Below are 18240 nucleotides of genomic sequence, written 5' to 3' on the forward strand. Positions count from 1 at the left end.
CCAAGCCAGTGGAAGGTTTCTACCCAGAGACGGCACCCGCTCAGGGGCAAGGTCCACTATCCCGAAAAACTACCTCTAGCAGCGCGTTATGGCCTCGTCGATCTCACCCAAACCCATGCTCACCCAAACCCATGGAGAACACCGGCTGCCGGTCACCGATGATGCGGGTGAGGCCATCGACACGAATCGTGAGCAATAACCGATCCACCTCATACACCGGCCTGTTTCTTCCACTTCCTCATCTTGGTGCGAAACGTCGTAAACGGCGCAACTGTGTTGATATGCACCCATTTCCACACTGGCCACGCTGACGGCGTCGATGATGCCCAAGCCCGCCGCCCTGGCTCAAATAACTCTTCCTCCGTAAGACTATTAACAAGGTGGACGACCTCGCCAAGCATAGTTGTAAACCGATCAATTAATTCTTCAGCTGAGCTCTCCTCCCAGCGCTGATAAAATGCGTCATACAAATCACCCAACTGATTCCATCGAAAACCGGGGGCAGGAGTCACCACCTCAGCGCCAGCGTGTTCCTCACGTTCCCAGCTGAGCAGCAGCCCCATCCAGCCAAGCTGATACGCAATCATTTGACGGGGCGTGCGATCAACACCATCCACCAGCCGATCCCAGCCGCCGACAGGAACATCCGCAAATTCACCTATAAAAAGATCGCCACGCTTGGCAATCTCGGCAGCCAGCTCAGCGCCAGACTCATAGGATCTCACCGTACACACTTCCCCCCGAACGCGAGCCATTCTTAGTGAGCTAATTCTAACGTGAAGTCCTGCGGGTCGGAAAGATTCTTGAAAATGGGACTATAGGACAAAAGGTGTTGCTCTCGTGCGTGGTTTTCGTTGTGTTTGCACCGGATTAGCAGTGTTGACGTTGGTGGGGCCAGGTTTGGGCGGGATGAACACTCCCGAATGTCCGGTATGCGCGGCGGTGATGACCCGGCATGGCAAGACCCGTGGTGGGGCCAAGCGGTGGCGCGGTCGTAGTTGTCACGTCTCCCGGGTTGGTCATGTTAACTCAAGCGCCAAACATCTTGGACTGGCTGTTGGGCGCGGGTCGTCAGGCTGATATGTCTGGAGCTAGTAGGACCTTTCGGCCGCAGCCTTTTTTCTCAAATCTACATGCTCAAATTTCTGCACCCGGATCGAGACCGGTGGCGGAAGCATGTAGCGCACCTCGATGATCTTTTCGCACGATACGCAGACTCGATCAACTTATCCCGAATGCCCACCAACTGGCGCGACGTGTTCGAAGCCTAGCGGCATGCACTCCAGCGCGCTCATTAATCCATCATGTAGAAGCCGCATTCGTAGCCGTCTGCGTCGAGGGCCGATGCGTCACATGCGGGTTTTGGACCTGGATAAGCCTGTCGATGAAGCGTCCTGTCCTGCGCCCATGTATTGGATCAGTCCGCGCCCGACCATCCTGCTACGTGGAGCATGGCTTGGTATTTCTTCACCGAGGACGTTGAGAGCGGATGACGGGAATCGAACCCGCGTAGCCAGTTTGGAAGACTGGGGCTCTACCATTGAGCTACATCCGCGCATCCCCGAAGGGACCTCGACAGCATACATGGAATGACCGTCGGCGTCACATTAGCAGCGAAAGGGTGTACCACCGAGCAGCGCGACGATCTACCACTGCGCAGCGCGACGATGTACCACTGCGCAGCGCGACGATGTACCACTGCGCAGCGCGACGATGTGCCACAACCACCCGTCAGCGTGCGACATATCACCAGGCCACACGATTCCCATGATGTGACCTCACCATGGTGAAGAGACGTGCAATCTGCGAGTCATCGACGTGCCTGTCGGCCTCGTCTGCCTCATGGTGACCGGGGTCACATCACGTCGGCCGAGCACGGATCAACTCGCAACCAATCATTGACCCCCGACAAGCGGTTACCCGCTGTTGATATATCGTACCCATGCGACCGCCGTCATGACGGCGGTCGTCAGCGCAGAAAGTGGCCCGACTCCGCCCGACCGACGGTAGATGTGTTGTCATCAGTGCCGGAACAGGCGGTAGCAACCACAAGGATGGAGTTGACTATGCCAATCACCGTCGCGCCAGGTTCGGTCGTGCTGGTGCGTGACGAAGAGTGGCTCGTCAGCACTGTTGAGCACACCGACGATGGACAACTCCTGACGGTGCAGGGCTTGTCAGACCTCGTCCGTGGCACTACGGCGACGTTTTATGACCAGCTGGACACCATCGTCCCGCTGGACCCGCATGACGCGACCCCGGTAGCCGACGCGTCCCCGCACTATCGGGACGCGCGACTCTGGTTGGAAGCGACGCTTCGCAAGACCCCGATTCCCCTCGGCGAGCCCACCTTGGCCGCCAGCCAGTATGCGTTGGCTAAGCGTCTGCGATACCAATACTCGGCGGTACAGCAGGCCCTCGATCCAAAGAACCTGCAACCACGCATCCTCCTGGCAGACGCGGTAGGCCTGGGCAAGACGATCGAGATTGGGATGATCCTCTCCGAACTCATCCGTCGGGGCCGTGGCGAACGCATCCTCATTGTGTGTCCCCGTCACGTGCTGGAACAGATGCAAAACGAAATGTGGAGTCGCTTCGCAATCCCCTTCGTGCGTCTCGACTCCGTCGGTCTGCAGCGCGTCAAGCAGAAGATACCCGCCAACCGCAACCCGTTTAGCTGGTACAAGCGCGTCATCATCTCGATGGACACCCTCAAGCAGGACCGCTTCGCCCACGACCTCCACCGTCACGAATGGAACGCCGTCGTCATCGACGAGTCCCACAATGTCACCGGTGACACCACCCAGAACAACCGTCTTGCCCGAACCCTGGCACCCAATACTGACGCCCTCATCTTGGCCTCCGCGACCCCACACAACGGCAACCGGAAATCCTTCGCCGAGCTCATTAGGCTGCTGGAGCCCACCGCCGTCAGCCCGCATGGTGACCTCGACAAAGACGACCTCAAGCGTCTCGTGAAGCGACGCCACCGCAACGACCCCGAAGTGTCCAGTGTCGCCGGGGCCGATTGGGCCGAACGTAAACCACCGCAAAACCTTCTGGTCAGCGCCACCGCAGCCGAGGACGCCGTCGCCGACGAATTAGACCGGGTCTGGCTGCATCCCGCCGGTTCGTCCCCCTACAGCGGCGCAGCCTCCGCCCTCTTCCCGTGGACTATCGCTAAGGCCTTTTTGTCCTCCCCAGCTGCGTTGCGTCAGACCATCAGCGAGCGCCGCCGCCGCATCACTGCGCACCCCGTGACGCCGGATCAGCAGCTCGAAATCGAAGCGCTGGATCGATTGAACGACTTAAACGACGCCGCTTTCAATTCATCAGCCAAATACGACGAATTAGTGCGCTACCTACGCAGTATTGGCATAGATCGGCGTCGACCAGAGCGAGCCGTCGTCTTCGCTGAACGAGTCGCCACCCTGCACTGGCTGCGTGATCGTCTCCTCGACGACCTCTCCCTGCCCGCCGACCACGTCGCCGTACTGCACGGTGGTCTCAGCGACACCGAACAACAGCAGATCGTCGAATCTTTCAAGCAGTCAAACTCCCCCATCCGCGTGCTCGTCACCGGCGACGTCGCCAGTGAGGGCGTCAACCTGCACCAGCAATGCCACGAGCTCATCCACTTCGACATCCCCTGGAGTCTCATCCGTATTGAGCAACGCAATGGCCGCATCGACCGATACGGGCAGCGTCACTCCCCACACATCACGACGTTGCTGTTGGAGCCGTCGAGCCCGAGTTTCCGCGGTGATCTTCGGGTGCTGTCGCGTCTACTCAAGCGCGAGCAGGAGGCACACGAGGCACTTGGCGACGCTGCCAGCCTCATGGGCCGCTACAGCGCCAGCGCCGAGGAGGAGGACATCAAACAGGTTCTGGCAGGCCACAGAGATTTCAACGACGTTGTCAAGAGCGTCGATGAGCTATCACCCGAGGATTCCCTAGCCTGCCTCCTGGCCACCCTCAACGCGCCGGTTGACGATGAGCCGCCGTCAGCCGAGTTCACTGAGCCGAGCCCGCTGTACCCCCGGCCCGTCGACTTCCTGCGTGAAGCGTTGGAGGCCTACTACACCACACCGTCAGCAGCCCCGACGGATAGCGGTCGCGGTGGCGGAGTTTCGTGGCGAGATCACGGCGACGGCATCGTCGAGTTCGTCCCGCCTGCGGACCTGCGACAGCGCTTGGAAGTACTACCGCAAAGCTACCTGCGAGACCGCCACGTGCTTGAGCGGTTCTCGCTAGCTACAGACGAGACGGTCGCTCAGGAGCAGCTTGCCCGAGCTCTCACTGACGATTCCGACAGTTCCTGGCCTGAGGCTCACTACCTGAGCCCCCTGCACCCAGTGTTGGACTGGGCCGCTGATCGAGCGCTGTCGAAGCTGTCGCGCAACGCCGTCTATGTGGTGCGTGGCACGGTCGACTTACCTACTGTCTTGGCCGTTGGCACTGTCACGGATCGGCGCGGACTCGTGGTAGCGGCGAGCTGGATGTGCATCAGGTTCCTCAATCCCGAAAAACTAACATCCCCGTACATCACCATGCACACCTCGTCAGCTGATATGCTCGCTGAGGTTGGCATTGGCGCTGATATGTCTAATCCCGGCCCCGTTGCGCGGCCCGATGATCTCAAACCCTTAGTGACACGCGCCATGAACGCAGCGGACGAGGAGCTGACGTCCATGTTCAAGGCTGCCAAAGAGAATACCCAAACCCGGATCGCCGCATGGAACCGTAAGACCGTCGCATGGCAGGAGGACTCGCAGACCCTCATCCCCAACCATGCCCTTCGTGTCCGGCGGACCTCCGTCGAGGAGGAGAAGCAGCTCATCGCCGACATGGAGCCACAGCAGAAGCTGGCGCGACCCTTGCTCGTCGTCGTGCCGCAGACCGTCCCGACCGTTCATGAGGAGCGTGCCCATGCCAAGCAGTGACGCCCTGATCGTCGTCGAAGATTGGATCAGCGAGCACTTCTTTACCACTGACGCGCGCAAAGAATCCTTCCAGAAGCTCGTGCTGGATCGCCGCAAGCAGTGGGACGGCGAGGACATTGCGACGACACGGTCACGGTTCACCGGACAGGCCAGCAAGCTCGCGACGATGCTTGCCGCGCTGTACTCCGACGATCTCGACGAGGCAGCGAAGGCCGAGGCTACTGAGCAGGCCCACGAGGTGTTGCTGCGCGTGCTGGGGTACTTGACCGGTGAGTTCCGCATCCGCCGCGACGGGCCAGTGCGATGGTTCTCGACAGCGGGTGTCGAGCAGTCGGCACTGGCCGTCGTCACAGCCAAGCCGGTAGAGACCCCCGACCAGCTCATGGTCAAGGACGCTCGAACTCTCTGGACACCGTGGCGGCCGTCGGAAGATGCCCCGGATAGCGAGGAGGTGCACTCGGCGAGCCGGCTGGTAAGCACCCTGTTCGCTCCCAAGGAGGGGCCAAGCTTCGCCCTCGTCATGGCCGGCCGCTGGCTCGTGGTTGCCGAAAAGGGGCGGTGGCCCGAGGGGCGGTATCTAGCCGTCGACGTGCAGACCGTCGCGGAGCGGGCTGATCTCAAGAGGGGCGGCGAGGTCGACCGGGCTCTCACCTGCATTGAGGCGAGGTCGCTGGCTCCCGACGCCGACGGCAAGGTGTGGTGGACCGAGGCGCTGGAGGAGTCGATTAAGCACACCGTTGGGGTGAGCCAGGACCTGCGCGAAGGGGTCCGCGAATCCATCGAGATCATCGCCAACGAAGTCGTGGACCGCCGTCGCCAGCAGGGACTCAGCCCGTTGCCCTCAGACCAGGCTCAGCCTTTGGCGATGCAGTCACTACGCTTCCTCTACCGGATCCTCTTCCTACTCTATGCCGAGGCCTCCCCCGAGCTGGGAGTATTACCGGTAGGTGCCCCCGAGTACGACGCTGGGTATTCCCTTGACCGGCTGCGCGAGTTGGTGCAAGTGCCGTTGGTCACCGAGCAATCCATGCGCGGTACACATTTTTATGAAAGTTTGGGGACTCTCTTTCGGCTCGTCGACCAGGGGCATCTGGAGGACGCTCACGACGCTACGAGAGGGCTGTCATTCCACAGTTTGCGTGCTGATCTTTTCAGCTCAAAGGCCACTGCTCTCATCGACGACGTCGGCCTGGGTAATCAGGCCCTTCAGCACGTGCTCCAGCGGCTGCTGCTGACCAAGGAGCAGCATGGCAAAAAGGGCCGGGAGCGCGGTTACATTAGCTATGCCGAGCTGGGCATCAACCAGCTGGGCGCCGTGTACGAAAGCCTCATGAGCTACACCGGGTTCTTCGCCACCGAGGACCTCTACGAAGTCGCCCACGACGGCAACCCGGAGAAAGGCTCGTGGGTGGTGCCACTGGATCGAGCCTCCAGCGTCGCCGACAAGGACTTCGTACTGGTCGAAGACGACCAGGGCCGCCTAGAGCCGCGCATCTACCGGCGGGGACAGTTCGTCTTTCGGTTGTCGGGCCGGCAGCGTCAACAGTCGGCGAGCTACTACACCCCAGAAGTACTGACGAAGTTTACCGTCTCTCAGGCGTTGGAACAGCTCATCGACGACACCACCACCGCCGAGGAGATCCTGGGCTTGAGCGTCTGCGAGCCTGCCCTGGGGTCGGGGGCGTTCGCTATCGAGGCTGTGCGTCAGCTCGCAGCAGAGTACCTGAAGCGCAGGCAGGACGAGCGTGGCTGCACCATCGATCCCGAGGATTACCCCGCTGAGCTACAACGGGTCAAGGCCTACCTGGCGTTACACAACGTCTACGGGGTCGACCTCAATGCGACCGCAGTGGAGTTTGCCGAAATCACCCTGTGGCTCGACACCATGGCCAAAGGTTTGGACGCACCATGGTTCGGATTGCGGCTGCGTCGGGGCAATTCACTCATCGGTGCTCGCCGCGCCGTGTATCGAAAAGATGAGGTGACGTCGAAGGAGTGGCTGCGCACCCCGCCCACCGATGTGCCGCTTGACGATCTCAATCACCGCATCGAGGCCGACGACTATGGCCCCACGAAGGCGGACGGACGCATCCCGCACTGGCTGCTACCGGGGGCCGGGTGGGGCGCGACCGCTGATTCTCGCCAGGCCAAGCAGCTTGTTCCTGACCGCGTTGCCGCCGTCAAGAAGTGGCGCAAGCAGATGCGGACCAAGCCGACGAAAACTCAGCTGGAAACGCTGGTCGACATCGGTCGCCAGGCCGAGGAGTTGTGGGCGATGGCGCTGCGTCGCCTTATGGTGGCCGAGCAGCAGACCCGACGCGAGATCACGGTGTGGGGACGAGAGGCGACGACGACGAAGTCGGCGGTCACTCGAGAGCAGGTCGAGCAGTCTCTTGCCGACTCCAATGGGGCGTATCGTCGGCTGCGGCGAGTCATGGATGCCTGGTGTGCCCTGTGGTTTTGGCCGCTGACGGCCGAACCCGTTGCCCCGCCCAGCTGGGAGGAGTGGATCGACGCCTGCCAGATGATTATTGGCAGCCAAACCCAGATCCGCCTGAAAAGCACCGCGAAGCGTTACGACGACGATGCCCAGCAGCAGTTGGCCCCAGCCGACCAGTGGCAGGCCTTGGCCGAGCAGGAAAGCTGGGTTATCGCTGCCGGCGGCGCCGACTCTGTGGACACTGCGCTGGAACGTCACCCGTGGCTACGGGTGTGCGAGGAGGTTGCCAAGGAGCAGGGCTTCTTCCACTGGCAACTCGACTTTGCACCGGTCTTCGCCCAGGGCGGCTTCGATCTGCAGGTCGGGAATCCGCCGTGGGTGCGACCCATCCTGGACATGGATGCTCTCTTCGCAGAAGGGGACCCATGGTGGCAGTTGGCAGGGAAGGCTTCCGAGGAAGCTCGCGAACAGCGACGCACGGACACTCTCGCCCTGCCCGGTCTCACCGACTCGGTGTGCCGGGGCATCGCTGACGTCTCTGGGACAAGCTCATTCGTCGGGGACGCCACAAACTATCCCCTGCTGCAAGGCTTGCAACCCGACCTCTACCGGTGCTTCATGTGCCAGACATGGGCGCACATGTCTGGACGGGGCACTGTCGGGCTGGTACACCCCGAAACCCATTTCACCGATGAGAAGGCCGGGCATCTGCGCGAGGAGACCTACCCGAGGCTGCGTCGGCACTGGCAGTTCGTCAACGAACTCAAACTCTTCGATGAAGTGCATCATCTGGTCACTTATGGAGTCCACGTTTATGGTTCCCCCGCGCAACCGCACTTCCTTCAGGCAAGCGCCCTCTATCATCCCGACACGGTCGTGGGCTCGCTGCGCCACGACGGGTCAGGTGAGGCACCCGGATTCAAGGTTGATGGGCACTGGGATCAGCGCCCCCACGCCGAGCGCATCGAGGTGGTCACCGACGAGACCCTCGCCACGTGGCGCGACGTCCTTGACCCCGGCCTTGAGGCGCCACGACGGACGCGGATGCTCTACACCGTCAACCGCGACGTAGCGCAGACCCTACGACAATTGTCCGACGCGCCACGCTTTGAGTCCCTCCACCTCCGGTTCTCCCCTGGATGGCACGAAAAGAACGACCGCACCAAGGGGTACTTCGTCCAGCAGTGGGGAGCCCCCGATTCCTGGGATGATGTCATCCTTCAAGGCCCGCACCTTCACGTCGCGACGCCGTTCTTCAAAGCACCGAACCCGACCATGAAACACAATCAGGACTGGTCTGCGGTCGACCTGGAGACCCTTCCTCCCGACGCCATTCCCGTCACCTCGTACAAACCGGCTGGAGACCGGGCCCGTTACGACGCCGACTACACCCACTGGGACGACGACCCGGCCCGCGACCACTACCGTCTGGCATGGCGTGCGATGGCGGCAAATACTGGTGAGCGCACCCTCATCCCAGCCATCATTCCACCTGGCACAGCACACCCTAATGGAGTGTTCTGCGTAGGAGGTGCTGACAATCGGATTCTCACCGCCTGCGCAGGGTTCGCATCAAGTCTTCTCCTTGACTTTTCTGTTCGCGCCGCCCCCAAAAGCGGCATCTACCAAGCTGTGTTCGACCGGCTTCCTGCACCGTGCCAACGCCATCCGCTGCTGCCAAGACTTCTCCTGCGCACCCTTCGTCTCAACTGTCTTACAGACGCCTACGCCGACCTGTGGGCCGAGTGCTTCGACCCAGCCTTCACTTCCGACTCGTGGACCATCGACCGTGCCACGACTGCCTTGGGGAATGTTGGCCCCGAATGGACGCCGGGGACCCCGTTGCGTCGAGCGGTTGATCGGCGTCAGGCCCTCGTCGAGATCGACGCCCTTGTGGCTCTCATGCTCGGGGTCACCGCCGACCAGTTGTGCACCGTGTACCGCACCCAGTTCGCCGTTCTATACGGGTACGACCATGAGCAGTACTTCTACGACGCCCACGGCCGCCTCGTGCCGAACCAGGTGCTCAAGGTGTGGCGGAAAAAGGGTGACGCGATCACCAGCGACGAACGCACCCACACCAACGACGCGGATAACACGTACGTCTACGACCTGCCGTTTCAGACCTACGACCGTGAAGATGACATGCGCGTCGCCTACGCTGAGTTTGAGCATCGCCTGAAGACCCAAGGACCTGAGACATGAGTGAACTCGTCGCCTCAAAGCAGGCGGCCGAACTGCAGACCGCCTTGCTGGATTACCTCACGACCACCTTCGCACTGTCCGATGCCGATGCTCAGCGCGCACTCGATGAGTTCCTGCGCGACCCCGACGACGGCATCTTCAAAGGGCCTTACCTGCGTACCCGGATGCCTTTTGCCCCAGCACCCAAATACTCGGCCGACCAGCTCACCTGGATGCCCGAGGGTTTTGCGCCATACAGCCACCAGGCTAGGGCTTTCGCCCGTCTCAATTCGGCGTTGGGCCGTCCGCGTCCGACTCTCGTCACTACCGGCACCGGCTCGGGCAAGACGGAGGCTTTCCTACTTCCGATCCTTGACCACGTCGTCCGGGCCCGCCACGACGGTGTCGGCGGCACCAAGGCGCTCATCCTTTACCCGATGAACGCGTTGGCCAACGATCAGGCTCAGCGTCTGGCCAACCTCATAGCCACTGACGGGCAGCTCACCGACGTCACCGCCGCGATCTACACCGGTGAGCAGGAGTCATCTCGCACCACCGTCGACGGTCTCATCACCGATCGGGCCGTTATTCGCGACACCGCCCCCGACATTCTGCTCACCAACTACAAGATGCTCGACCAGCTCCTGCTGCGCCACGAGGACCAGCGCATCTGGCAGCAGTCAGCCGAATCGCTGCAATACCTCGTCCTAGACGAATTCCACACCTACGACGGGGCTCAAGGCACCGACGTCGCCATGCTGCTGCGTCGACTCGGCCTGGCCCTCAAGTCGTACTGGCCAGAGCGCGGTAGCCAGGCTGACACCCACACCGCCGAGGAATGGCAGCGTCCACTCGGGCGCATCACCCCGGTTGGCACCTCGGCAACCCTGGGCACAGCCGAGCAAGCGTCCACGACTGTGACAGCAGACGCGTCCTCCCCAGACCTTGAGCGTTCCGGCAACATGGTGTCCTTCGCCACTACGGTCTTCGGTGAACCCTTTGATGCCAGCTGTGTCGTCACCGAGTCCCGCAGAGATGTCGATGACTGGGCCGGTGACGCGCAAGCACGCCTTCAGCACGACGGAGTCGAACCATGCGCCGTCAACGCCCTCATGGTGACCGATGTTCTCGACGCCGTCGCAGGCAAGTCCCCTGACGAGGCGTGCACCATATTGCTGACCAGCCTGTATGAATATGAGGGGGATCCAACCGGTCGCAACCATGCATCGAGCCATGATGACCTCGTCACGCTCGCCAAGGGTCACCCGTTCATCCGGGAATTCCTGAAAGCCACCGCCGATGCGACTCACGTTCGCGATCTCGCCGACCGTCTGCTGCCGGGAGCCTCTCGCCAGGACGACCCCCGCGTCACCTTTCTGCTGGAGCTGATAGGCGCCCTCGGGCACCTGCGTGCGCTGCCTGACCGTGACATGCCAAGCACCGAGACTCACCTGTGGATTCGCGAGCTCAGCCGCATCGACCGGGACGTCTCGACTGCCACCAACTTTCGCTGGAGTGACGACGGCACCCTGGTAGGTCATGTGACCGACGACGGCACCGAGCCGGGAGTCGTCGCCTTGCCAGCGGTGTACTGCCGTCGCTGTGGCCGCAGTGGATGGGGCGTCCAGCTCGCCAGCACCGGCTACAACCTCAGCGCCAATGATGACAGCATCAGACGAATCCACGCGGCACACGAAGGGCGTTTCCGAGCCTTGCTCTCGGCCCCGCGAGAGGGGGCTCGCGCCGTCGACACGGGCGAGGCAGTAGCCTCACTGTGCTGGTTCGACACCGTCAATCGGTGCCTCGATCACCACATTCCCGACGCTGACAGCCCCGAGTACCGCAACGGCGTTCTTCTGCCCGTCCTCACCCAGACCGGCCAGGACGCTGACAAAGACGCCAAGAACGACGTCTGCCCTAGCTGCGGAGCCAAGGACGCCATTCGTTTCCAAGGATCGGCCATCGCAACACTGCTGTCGGTAAACTTATCTACCCTGTTCGGCAGCGACGACCTCGATGAAAAGAAGGCACTCGTCTTCACCGACTCTGTCCAGGATGCCGCCCACCGTGCAGGATTCATCTCGGCACGTTCCCACGCCCTCACCCTGCGCGCGATCCTGCGCAGCTCCATCAGCGACGAGCCCGCCACGATTCCCGAACTCGTCAGCACCGTGCTCAACGACGCTGACGACTCGTTCAAGCGCTACCGGCTGCTGCCCACCGAGCTCGCCGAACAAACGAACTTCAGAGACTTCTGGCGCTCGGGCCGCGACGCGATAGTGCCGAAAGCGACTCTCGCCCGAGTCCGTGATCGTCTCACCTTCGACACGATCCTCGAACTTGGCCTCCAGAGCAGATATGGGCGCACTCTAGAACAGACCGGCTCGATCTGCGTCGAGGTGGAGGCCGGGTCTTTTACTGACATGGCCGGCATAGGTCGGAAAGCCCTGGGACACCATGAGGACAACCTCGTGGGGGCCCTCGCCGGCCTGACCGACTCCACGGTGGTGGCGTGGGTTCGCGGGGTTTTGGAACGCATCCGCACTCAGGGAGGTATTCACCACCCATGGCTGGAGACCTACCTGGAGCACGACGGTGCGCGGTGGTACCTATGGGGAGGACGCCGTAAAAGTGACGGAATGCCCGCCTTCCCGCCGGGCCGTTCTGCCCCTGCTTTTCCGCGAGTCGGCGGCCAGCGCGTCCGCCACGAACAGCTCGACAATGTCACCGACGGCCAGAGTTGGTATGCCCGGTGGACTGGACGAGTGCTGGGAGTTTCCCCTGGTCATGGCGCTCGGTTGGCCAGGTCACTGCTGGAATGCTTGAGGCACGACGGTGTCTTGACGGCGATGACGACGCAGGCCCAGGCGACCGTCTATGGGATTCCCCATGAGAAGATCGTGGTGCGGGCGACCCGCGATGAGGAATTGCTCAACCGCACCATTGTGCTGCGCTGTGATCTGTGCCAGGCCGTGCACGCAGGCAGCCCCGACACCATACGTCAGCTCAGCAATGCTCCATGCCTCAATGGGAATTGCGGCGGGCACCTGACCCCCGCGCCGATGGCACCAGACAACTTTTATCGCGGCTTTTATCGCACCGGTGACCCGCGACGCATCGTCGCCCGCGAGCACACCTCGATGCTTTCAGACCAACAGCGGCTGGAATACGAGAACGGCTTCAAGGCTGGCTCGACGGATCCCTCGGCACCCAACGTCCTCGTCGCCACACCCACCCTTGAGATGGGTATCGACATTGGCGACCTGTCGACGGTGTTCCTGTCATCGTTGCCACGCAACGTAGCCAACTACGTACAGCGAGTTGGTCGAGCTGGCCGCGCGACAGGCAGCGCCCTCGATGTCACCATGGTCAGGGGTCGTGGCGAACACCTGCCCCGGTTGGGCGATCCGACGTCGATGATTAACGGCCAAGTGCGTCCTCCGGCAACCTACCTCAGCGCTGGGGAGATTCTGCGCCGACAGTATGTGGCACATCTTGGTGACGAGTTAGCCCGCGACCCCAACGCCGTGCATCCGCATACCTCGGGTGCTGCCATGAACGGCGACGACGGTGGCTTCCTCGCCACCCTCGTCGACCATGCCGAAGCCCACGCCGACGAGCACGTGGATCGCTTCTTATCGACCTTTGCACACCTGCGCGCCGATTCTATCAAGGACCTTCGCGCCTGGGCTACCCCGGTGGATGGTCCACGCACCAGCGGGCTTGCCAGACAGGTGTTCGCCGCTGCTACCCGGTGGGCGCAAACCTTAGAGGAGCTGGAGCATCGACGCACGACTATTGCAGCAAGTCTGCCCGAGCTGCGCCAGAAGGCGGACATCCCCAACGCCGGAGAAGATGACCGTCGCGCTTGCGCAGACGCCGAGGCGACCATCGCATGGATCCGTAAACTAAAGGGAAAAGAGACCCAGGAATACTGGATCGCTACCTTGGAGGAGTACGGGCTCTTCCCCAACTACACCCTCGTCGACGACTCAGTGGAACTCGACGTGAGCCTGAGTTGGTACGACCCTGACGAGCACCGTTACCAAGACGAGACGGCATCGTTCTCGCGGGGAAGCGCTGCGGCGTTGCGAGATTTCGCCCCCGGAGCGACGTTCTATGCCCTGGGCCACGCCATCACTATTGACGCAATCGACCTCGGACGAGATGGCGAATCCATCCACACCCTGGCAGTGTGCCCTTCGTGCGGATATACCGTCGATCAACGCCTCGAAGGCACTCCGGCGGCGTGTCCGCGATGCCACGATCACGGCATCGCGGACACGGGACAGCACCTGGAGGCCGTGGAGCTGACGCGCACCTCGGCTGCCATCAAGCGAGACGAGTCACGCATCGACGACGCCATCGAGGAGCGTGTCCGAACGAACTTCACCGTCGTACCAGCCGCAGACATTGACCCCTCACGGGTTCACAGTGAATGGTATGTGCAGGACACCGAATTTGGCGCTCGATACCTCGACCGGATGGACCTGCGCTGGATCAACCTCGGCAAGGAGGCGCCCAGTGCCCCACGTCGGCAGGTGGCTGGTTTCGAATGCCATACTCCCCTCTTCCGCGTCTGCGAAGGCTGCGGACACCTCGACCGCACTACCGGAACCAATCACCGCTCCGAGCATCGGCCGTGGTGCCGCTACCGCGACGACCTCGACGAGCATGTACGCACAGTCGCGCTCACCAGGTCCCTGACAACTCAAGCCGTCGTCCTACCGTTGCCAGCCTCGATTGTCACCGGCGACATGTTCGCGTTACCGAGTCTGCGCGCAGCACTCCTACTCGGACTACGCGAGCAATTCGGTGGGACTCCCGACCACCTCGGCATCATGGCGATCAAAGAACCCGTCGACGGCAGAACCCGCGACGCGTTGCTGCTGCACGATCTCGTTCCAGGCGGTACCGGCTATCTCGCTGAATTCACTGATCCCCAGAATGTGTGGGAAGCGCTGCGACGCGCCTTCGAAATCGTGCGCGACTGCCAATGCAAAGATGAGGAGCGCCTCGCGTGCCACCGCTGCCTGCTACCGCTGGCGTCCGCCCGCGACGCCCGATACGTCTCACGCGCCAAAGCCGAAGATTGCCTCAAGGTTCTCATGGGGCTAACTGACGGCGATACGCCTAGTGACCACATGACCTGGGAGATCGTCACCACGCCTGCCACGATCAGCTCTGACGACGAGTCCTATCTGGAGTCACGTTTCCGAGAATCCTTCATGGCTCTTGCACGCAGGCTCAACGCGACGGTATCCCAAAACTATGGGCCCGGCGGCAACGTCATCAACGTACGCATCGGGCAAGTGCTATACACCCTGCAGCCTCAAGTATCCATGCCCGGCTGCAAACCCGATTTCGTCCTGCGCGGCGGTGGCCGTCCAGATCTGGCAATATTCACCGATGGGGCGACCTTCCACGCCACCCCGGCACACAACCGGGTGCGCGACGACGCCGAGAAGCGCGCTGGGCTCCGCAATCTTGGGGTCGAGGTGCTGGCGGTCACGTTAGACGACGTCAATGATTTCGAGGCCAAGCGTGAACCAGCCGCACCCGCATGGTTCAACGCCTCAGCGTCGTCAAAGCTCATTGGCCTGTATGACTACACCTCTGACGCCGTGCGAGCCATCACTGGTGGGCCTTTCGCGCTCTTGGAGTACTGGATGCGGGGAGAGCCGCTGGAGGCTCTCACGCACTTCACCTCAGCCATCCCGATGTTCTTTTCGACGAATAACCCCCCAGATGGCTACGTCGATCCCGCGATACCCATTGCCGCTGTGAAACAGACAGATCTTATCGACAGCCAGCAAGCCGACCCTGGGACTGTACGCACCTGGTGGCGGCAGGACGGCCCCTTGAGTATTCGGACCCGACTACGAACGAGCAGTTTTCCCCCAGATAGCGACATCTGCGTTGTTCTCGACGACGATGCCGTCACTAGCGCCGAGTTCACGCACGCGTGGCATCAATGGCTTGCGTTGAGTAACGCGCTCATGCTGCGCAAGGCACCGAACCAAACAGTCATCTCTGGCTGCGTCGAACCGCCGCAGTCGGCAGAACAAGAGGCGGTTATCGCCGAGCCCGTAATCGACATTGACCAGATCCCCTGGCCCACCGTTATCGACGATCTCGGTCCCTCGCTGGCCACACCCGAGCTTCCCGGGCTGCTGCAGGACCTCGCGGCACAGGGAGTGCCTGAGCCGGTGGCTGGCAAAGAGGTCGGATCCGAGGGCATCATGGTTGACCTAGCATGGCCCGATTCGCATGTAGCAGTGATCTTCGCGCCGGAACCCGACGACGGGGACTTGCTGGCCGAGGACGGATGGACGCTGGTGCGCCCGACAGCACACGACATCACGACGGCGCTGGACAATGTGGCGTCAGGGGAGGCACACCATGGCTGAGTCGACGATCGTCATGTCGAAGCAGGCGAATAAGCTCGACGGATCCCTCAGGGCGAAGGCGTTCACCTTTCTAGCTAAACTCACCGAAAACGACGAGACGCCCGGCCTGCATATCGAGAAGGTGGCAAACTGCCGCGACAGCAGGATAAGGACCGGTCGGGTCGACCAGCAGTACCGCGCTGTGTTGTTCAAGCTCACTGACGGTAGTAGGCGTACCCACTACGTCCTCGAGGGTATCTACAACCACGATGAGGCCTATAACGTGGCCACGCGCGTCGAACTCGCCATCAACCCTCTCAATGGAATCCCTGAAATCAAGCGGTCCGAACCGCCCATCCCCAACCCACACGTCAGCTCCCCTACCCCGCCAACCATTCCCGTCCAGGAGTCGTCTCCCGTCATCACCGCCGATCGGTCAGAAATGCTGTCCCTCGGGCTAGACGCCAACCTCGTCGATACCGCGCTCTCCCTCACCAGCGAGGACGCCATACTCGATATGGCTGCGTCGCTCAGTGGCTGGCAGGGGGCCATGCTCGTCGATCTGGCCTCCGGGATGACGCCACAGCAGGTGCGTGCGGAACTGCTCGGGGCGGAGGAACAGCCCGAAACAGAACAGTCGCCAGCGCTCAACAGGCAACAGGCACCGGCAGGCGACACGGTCGGCATGATGTCGGTACTTGACGAGTCTGACGCCGCGCTGCTCCATAGCCTGCGCAGCCCTGCGGCGGCCATGGAATTCGCCACGATCGAAGGCAAAGACGAGCTGCGACGGGTCATCGAGGACGGAGACTTCGGGGCGTGGCGAGTGTTCTTGCATCCGACACAGCGCCGATTCGTCAATCGCCGGTGGAACGGATCGTTTCGGTTGAGCGGTGGGGCCGGGACCGGCAAGACAGTCGTCATACTTCACCGGGCCGCGTCGCTGGCTCGCGATAACCCGAACGCCCGAATCATCATCACAACGTTCACCAAGAACCTCGCTAATGAGCTGTCCGAAAACTTGGAGTCACTCGATCCGACCCTGCCACGAGCATCCGCGCTGGGAGAGCCAGGCATATACATCAGCGGCATTGACGCCTTGGCTAGCGCCGTCATCCGAAATGCTGGACCTGACGCCGCCGAGGCTGCCAGAGACGTCCTGGGAGACCCCCGCACTGACCTGACCGGGCGCACGCCGACGCGGCTGTGGCAAGACATCCTCGACCAGGCTCAACACGAGGTGCCTGAGCGGCTCGCTCACCACCGACTGCTCGAGACTGAGTACGAACAAATCATCCTGCCGAATCTCATCACAACCCAGGAACAGTACGTGCGAGTACGACGCCCTGGGCGGGGATTCCGGCTCAATCGTCGCGACCGTGATGCGATATGGACGCTTGTGAGTACGTACCGACATGACTGCCGTATCGGTGGCACCATTTCGTTTGCGGAGGCGGCCGCTATTGCCGGGCAGTGCCTCACCCGTCACGGTGGTGTCGCCGATCACGTCCTTGTTGACGAGGGTCAGGACCTCGCCCCGGCCCACTGGAGACTCATCCGATCGCTCGTGCCCGAGGGGCCAAATGACATCTTCATCGCTGAGGACTCTCACCAGCGCATTTACGGGCATCGGTTGGTGCTGTCGCGGTACGGCATCATGACGCGAGGCCGTTCGCGGCGATTGACCCTCAATTACCGCACCACAGCGCAGATACTTCACTGGTCGACCCGGGTACTTGAGGGCGGATCTTACGTCGATCTGGACGGTGCTGACGACGACACGCTGACCGAATATCGGTCGGCTCGACGCGGTCCCGAGGTCTCCACACATGCGTGTGCGACGACTACCGAAGAATTCGACATCCTGGCCAAGACCGTCGGGGAATGGGCGAAGGGCGAACAGCCTGAGACCACCGCCATACTGGTGAGGGACCGGTCACAACGCGATCGAGTCATTGATGCGCTGCATGAACGGGGAGTGCAGACCCGAGCCTTTGATCATGGCCCGATACCGTCCGGGGTGCCGATTGTTATGACGATGCACCGTGCCAAGGGCATGGAGTTCAGCAAGATATTCCTCTTCGGTATTTCCTCGCGGTCTATCCCGATGGGCATCAAGGCATACGATTTTGATGAGGATGAGAAAAAACAAGCTCTGCTGCGGGAGCGGTCGCTGCTCTACGTGGCAGCATCGCGGGCACGCGATGAACTTGTCGTGAGTTGGACCGACGAGCCCAGCCCATTACTGAACGCTTCTGAATCCTCCCAAACGCACTAGCGCGCG

The 18240-nt window shown here is 61.9% G+C and carries 6 protein-coding genes and 1 tRNA gene; 5 read left to right on the plus strand and 2 right to left on the minus strand.

The genetic code is table 11. The features are described from left to right. Nucleotides 1-209 precede the first annotated feature (209 nt). Nucleotides 210-725, minus strand: a complete 516-nt coding sequence (locus FYJ43_RS10960) for a ClbS/DfsB family four-helix bundle protein (RefSeq protein WP_326833604.1) — start codon at nt 723-725, stop codon at nt 210-212. Between the two features lie 759 nt (nt 726-1484). After that, nucleotides 1485-1555, minus strand: a tRNA-Gly gene (locus FYJ43_RS10965). Between the two features lie 34 nt (nt 1556-1589). Here FYJ43_RS10965 and FYJ43_RS10970 point away from each other — a divergent pair. The 5 genes from FYJ43_RS10970 to FYJ43_RS10990 all read left to right on the plus strand — a co-directional run bounded on the left by FYJ43_RS10970 (nt 1590) and on the right by FYJ43_RS10990 (nt 18234). After that, the gene (locus FYJ43_RS10970; RefSeq protein WP_154564783.1) at nt 1590-1790 is read left to right on the plus strand and encodes a hypothetical protein; all 201 of its coding nucleotides are present in this window, start codon (nt 1590-1592) and stop codon (nt 1788-1790) included. Between the two features lie 276 nt (nt 1791-2066). Further along, on the plus strand, nt 2067-4943 hold the full coding sequence (locus tag FYJ43_RS10975; RefSeq protein ID WP_154564785.1) for a helicase-related protein: 2877 nt from the start codon (nt 2067-2069) through the stop codon (nt 4941-4943). Beyond that, the gene (locus FYJ43_RS10980; protein WP_154564787.1) at nt 4930-9588 is read left to right on the plus strand and encodes a class I SAM-dependent DNA methyltransferase; all 4659 of its coding nucleotides are present in this window, start codon (nt 4930-4932) and stop codon (nt 9586-9588) included. Before FYJ43_RS10975 ends, FYJ43_RS10980 begins: the two co-directional genes overlap by 14 nt. Next, entirely contained in the window at nt 9585-15977 is a 6393-nt protein-coding gene (locus tag FYJ43_RS10985; protein WP_195839980.1) for a DEAD/DEAH box helicase, read from the plus strand. The genes FYJ43_RS10980 and FYJ43_RS10985 overlap by 4 nt, the downstream gene beginning before the upstream one ends. Further along, nucleotides 15970-18234 (plus strand): 3'-5' exonuclease, encoded by a 2265-nt coding sequence (locus FYJ43_RS10990; protein ID WP_154564789.1) that lies wholly within the window; start codon nt 15970-15972, stop codon nt 18232-18234. Before FYJ43_RS10985 ends, FYJ43_RS10990 begins: the two co-directional genes overlap by 8 nt. Nucleotides 18235-18240 lie beyond the last annotated feature (6 nt).

This window comes from Cutibacterium porci (genome assembly GCF_009696315.1).
GTDB lineage: Bacteria > Actinomycetota > Actinomycetes > Propionibacteriales > Propionibacteriaceae > Cutibacterium > Cutibacterium porci.

Excerpts from the sequence above, each read along its gene's own strand:
- FYJ43_RS10970 (WP_154564783.1), top strand. The coding sequence starts at position 1,590 with ATGACCGTCGGCGTCACATTAGCAGCGAAAGGGTGTACCACCGAGCAG.
- FYJ43_RS10975 (WP_154564785.1), top strand. The coding sequence starts at position 2,067 with ATGCCAATCACCGTCGCGCCAGGTTCGGTCGTGCTGGTGCGTGACGAA.
- FYJ43_RS10980 (WP_154564787.1), top strand. The coding sequence starts at position 4,930 with ATGCCAAGCAGTGACGCCCTGATCGTCGTCGAAGATTGGATCAGCGAG.
- FYJ43_RS10985 (WP_195839980.1), top strand. The coding sequence starts at position 9,585 with ATGAGTGAACTCGTCGCCTCAAAGCAGGCGGCCGAACTGCAGACCGCC.
- FYJ43_RS10990 (WP_154564789.1), top strand. The coding sequence starts at position 15,970 with ATGGCTGAGTCGACGATCGTCATGTCGAAGCAGGCGAATAAGCTCGAC.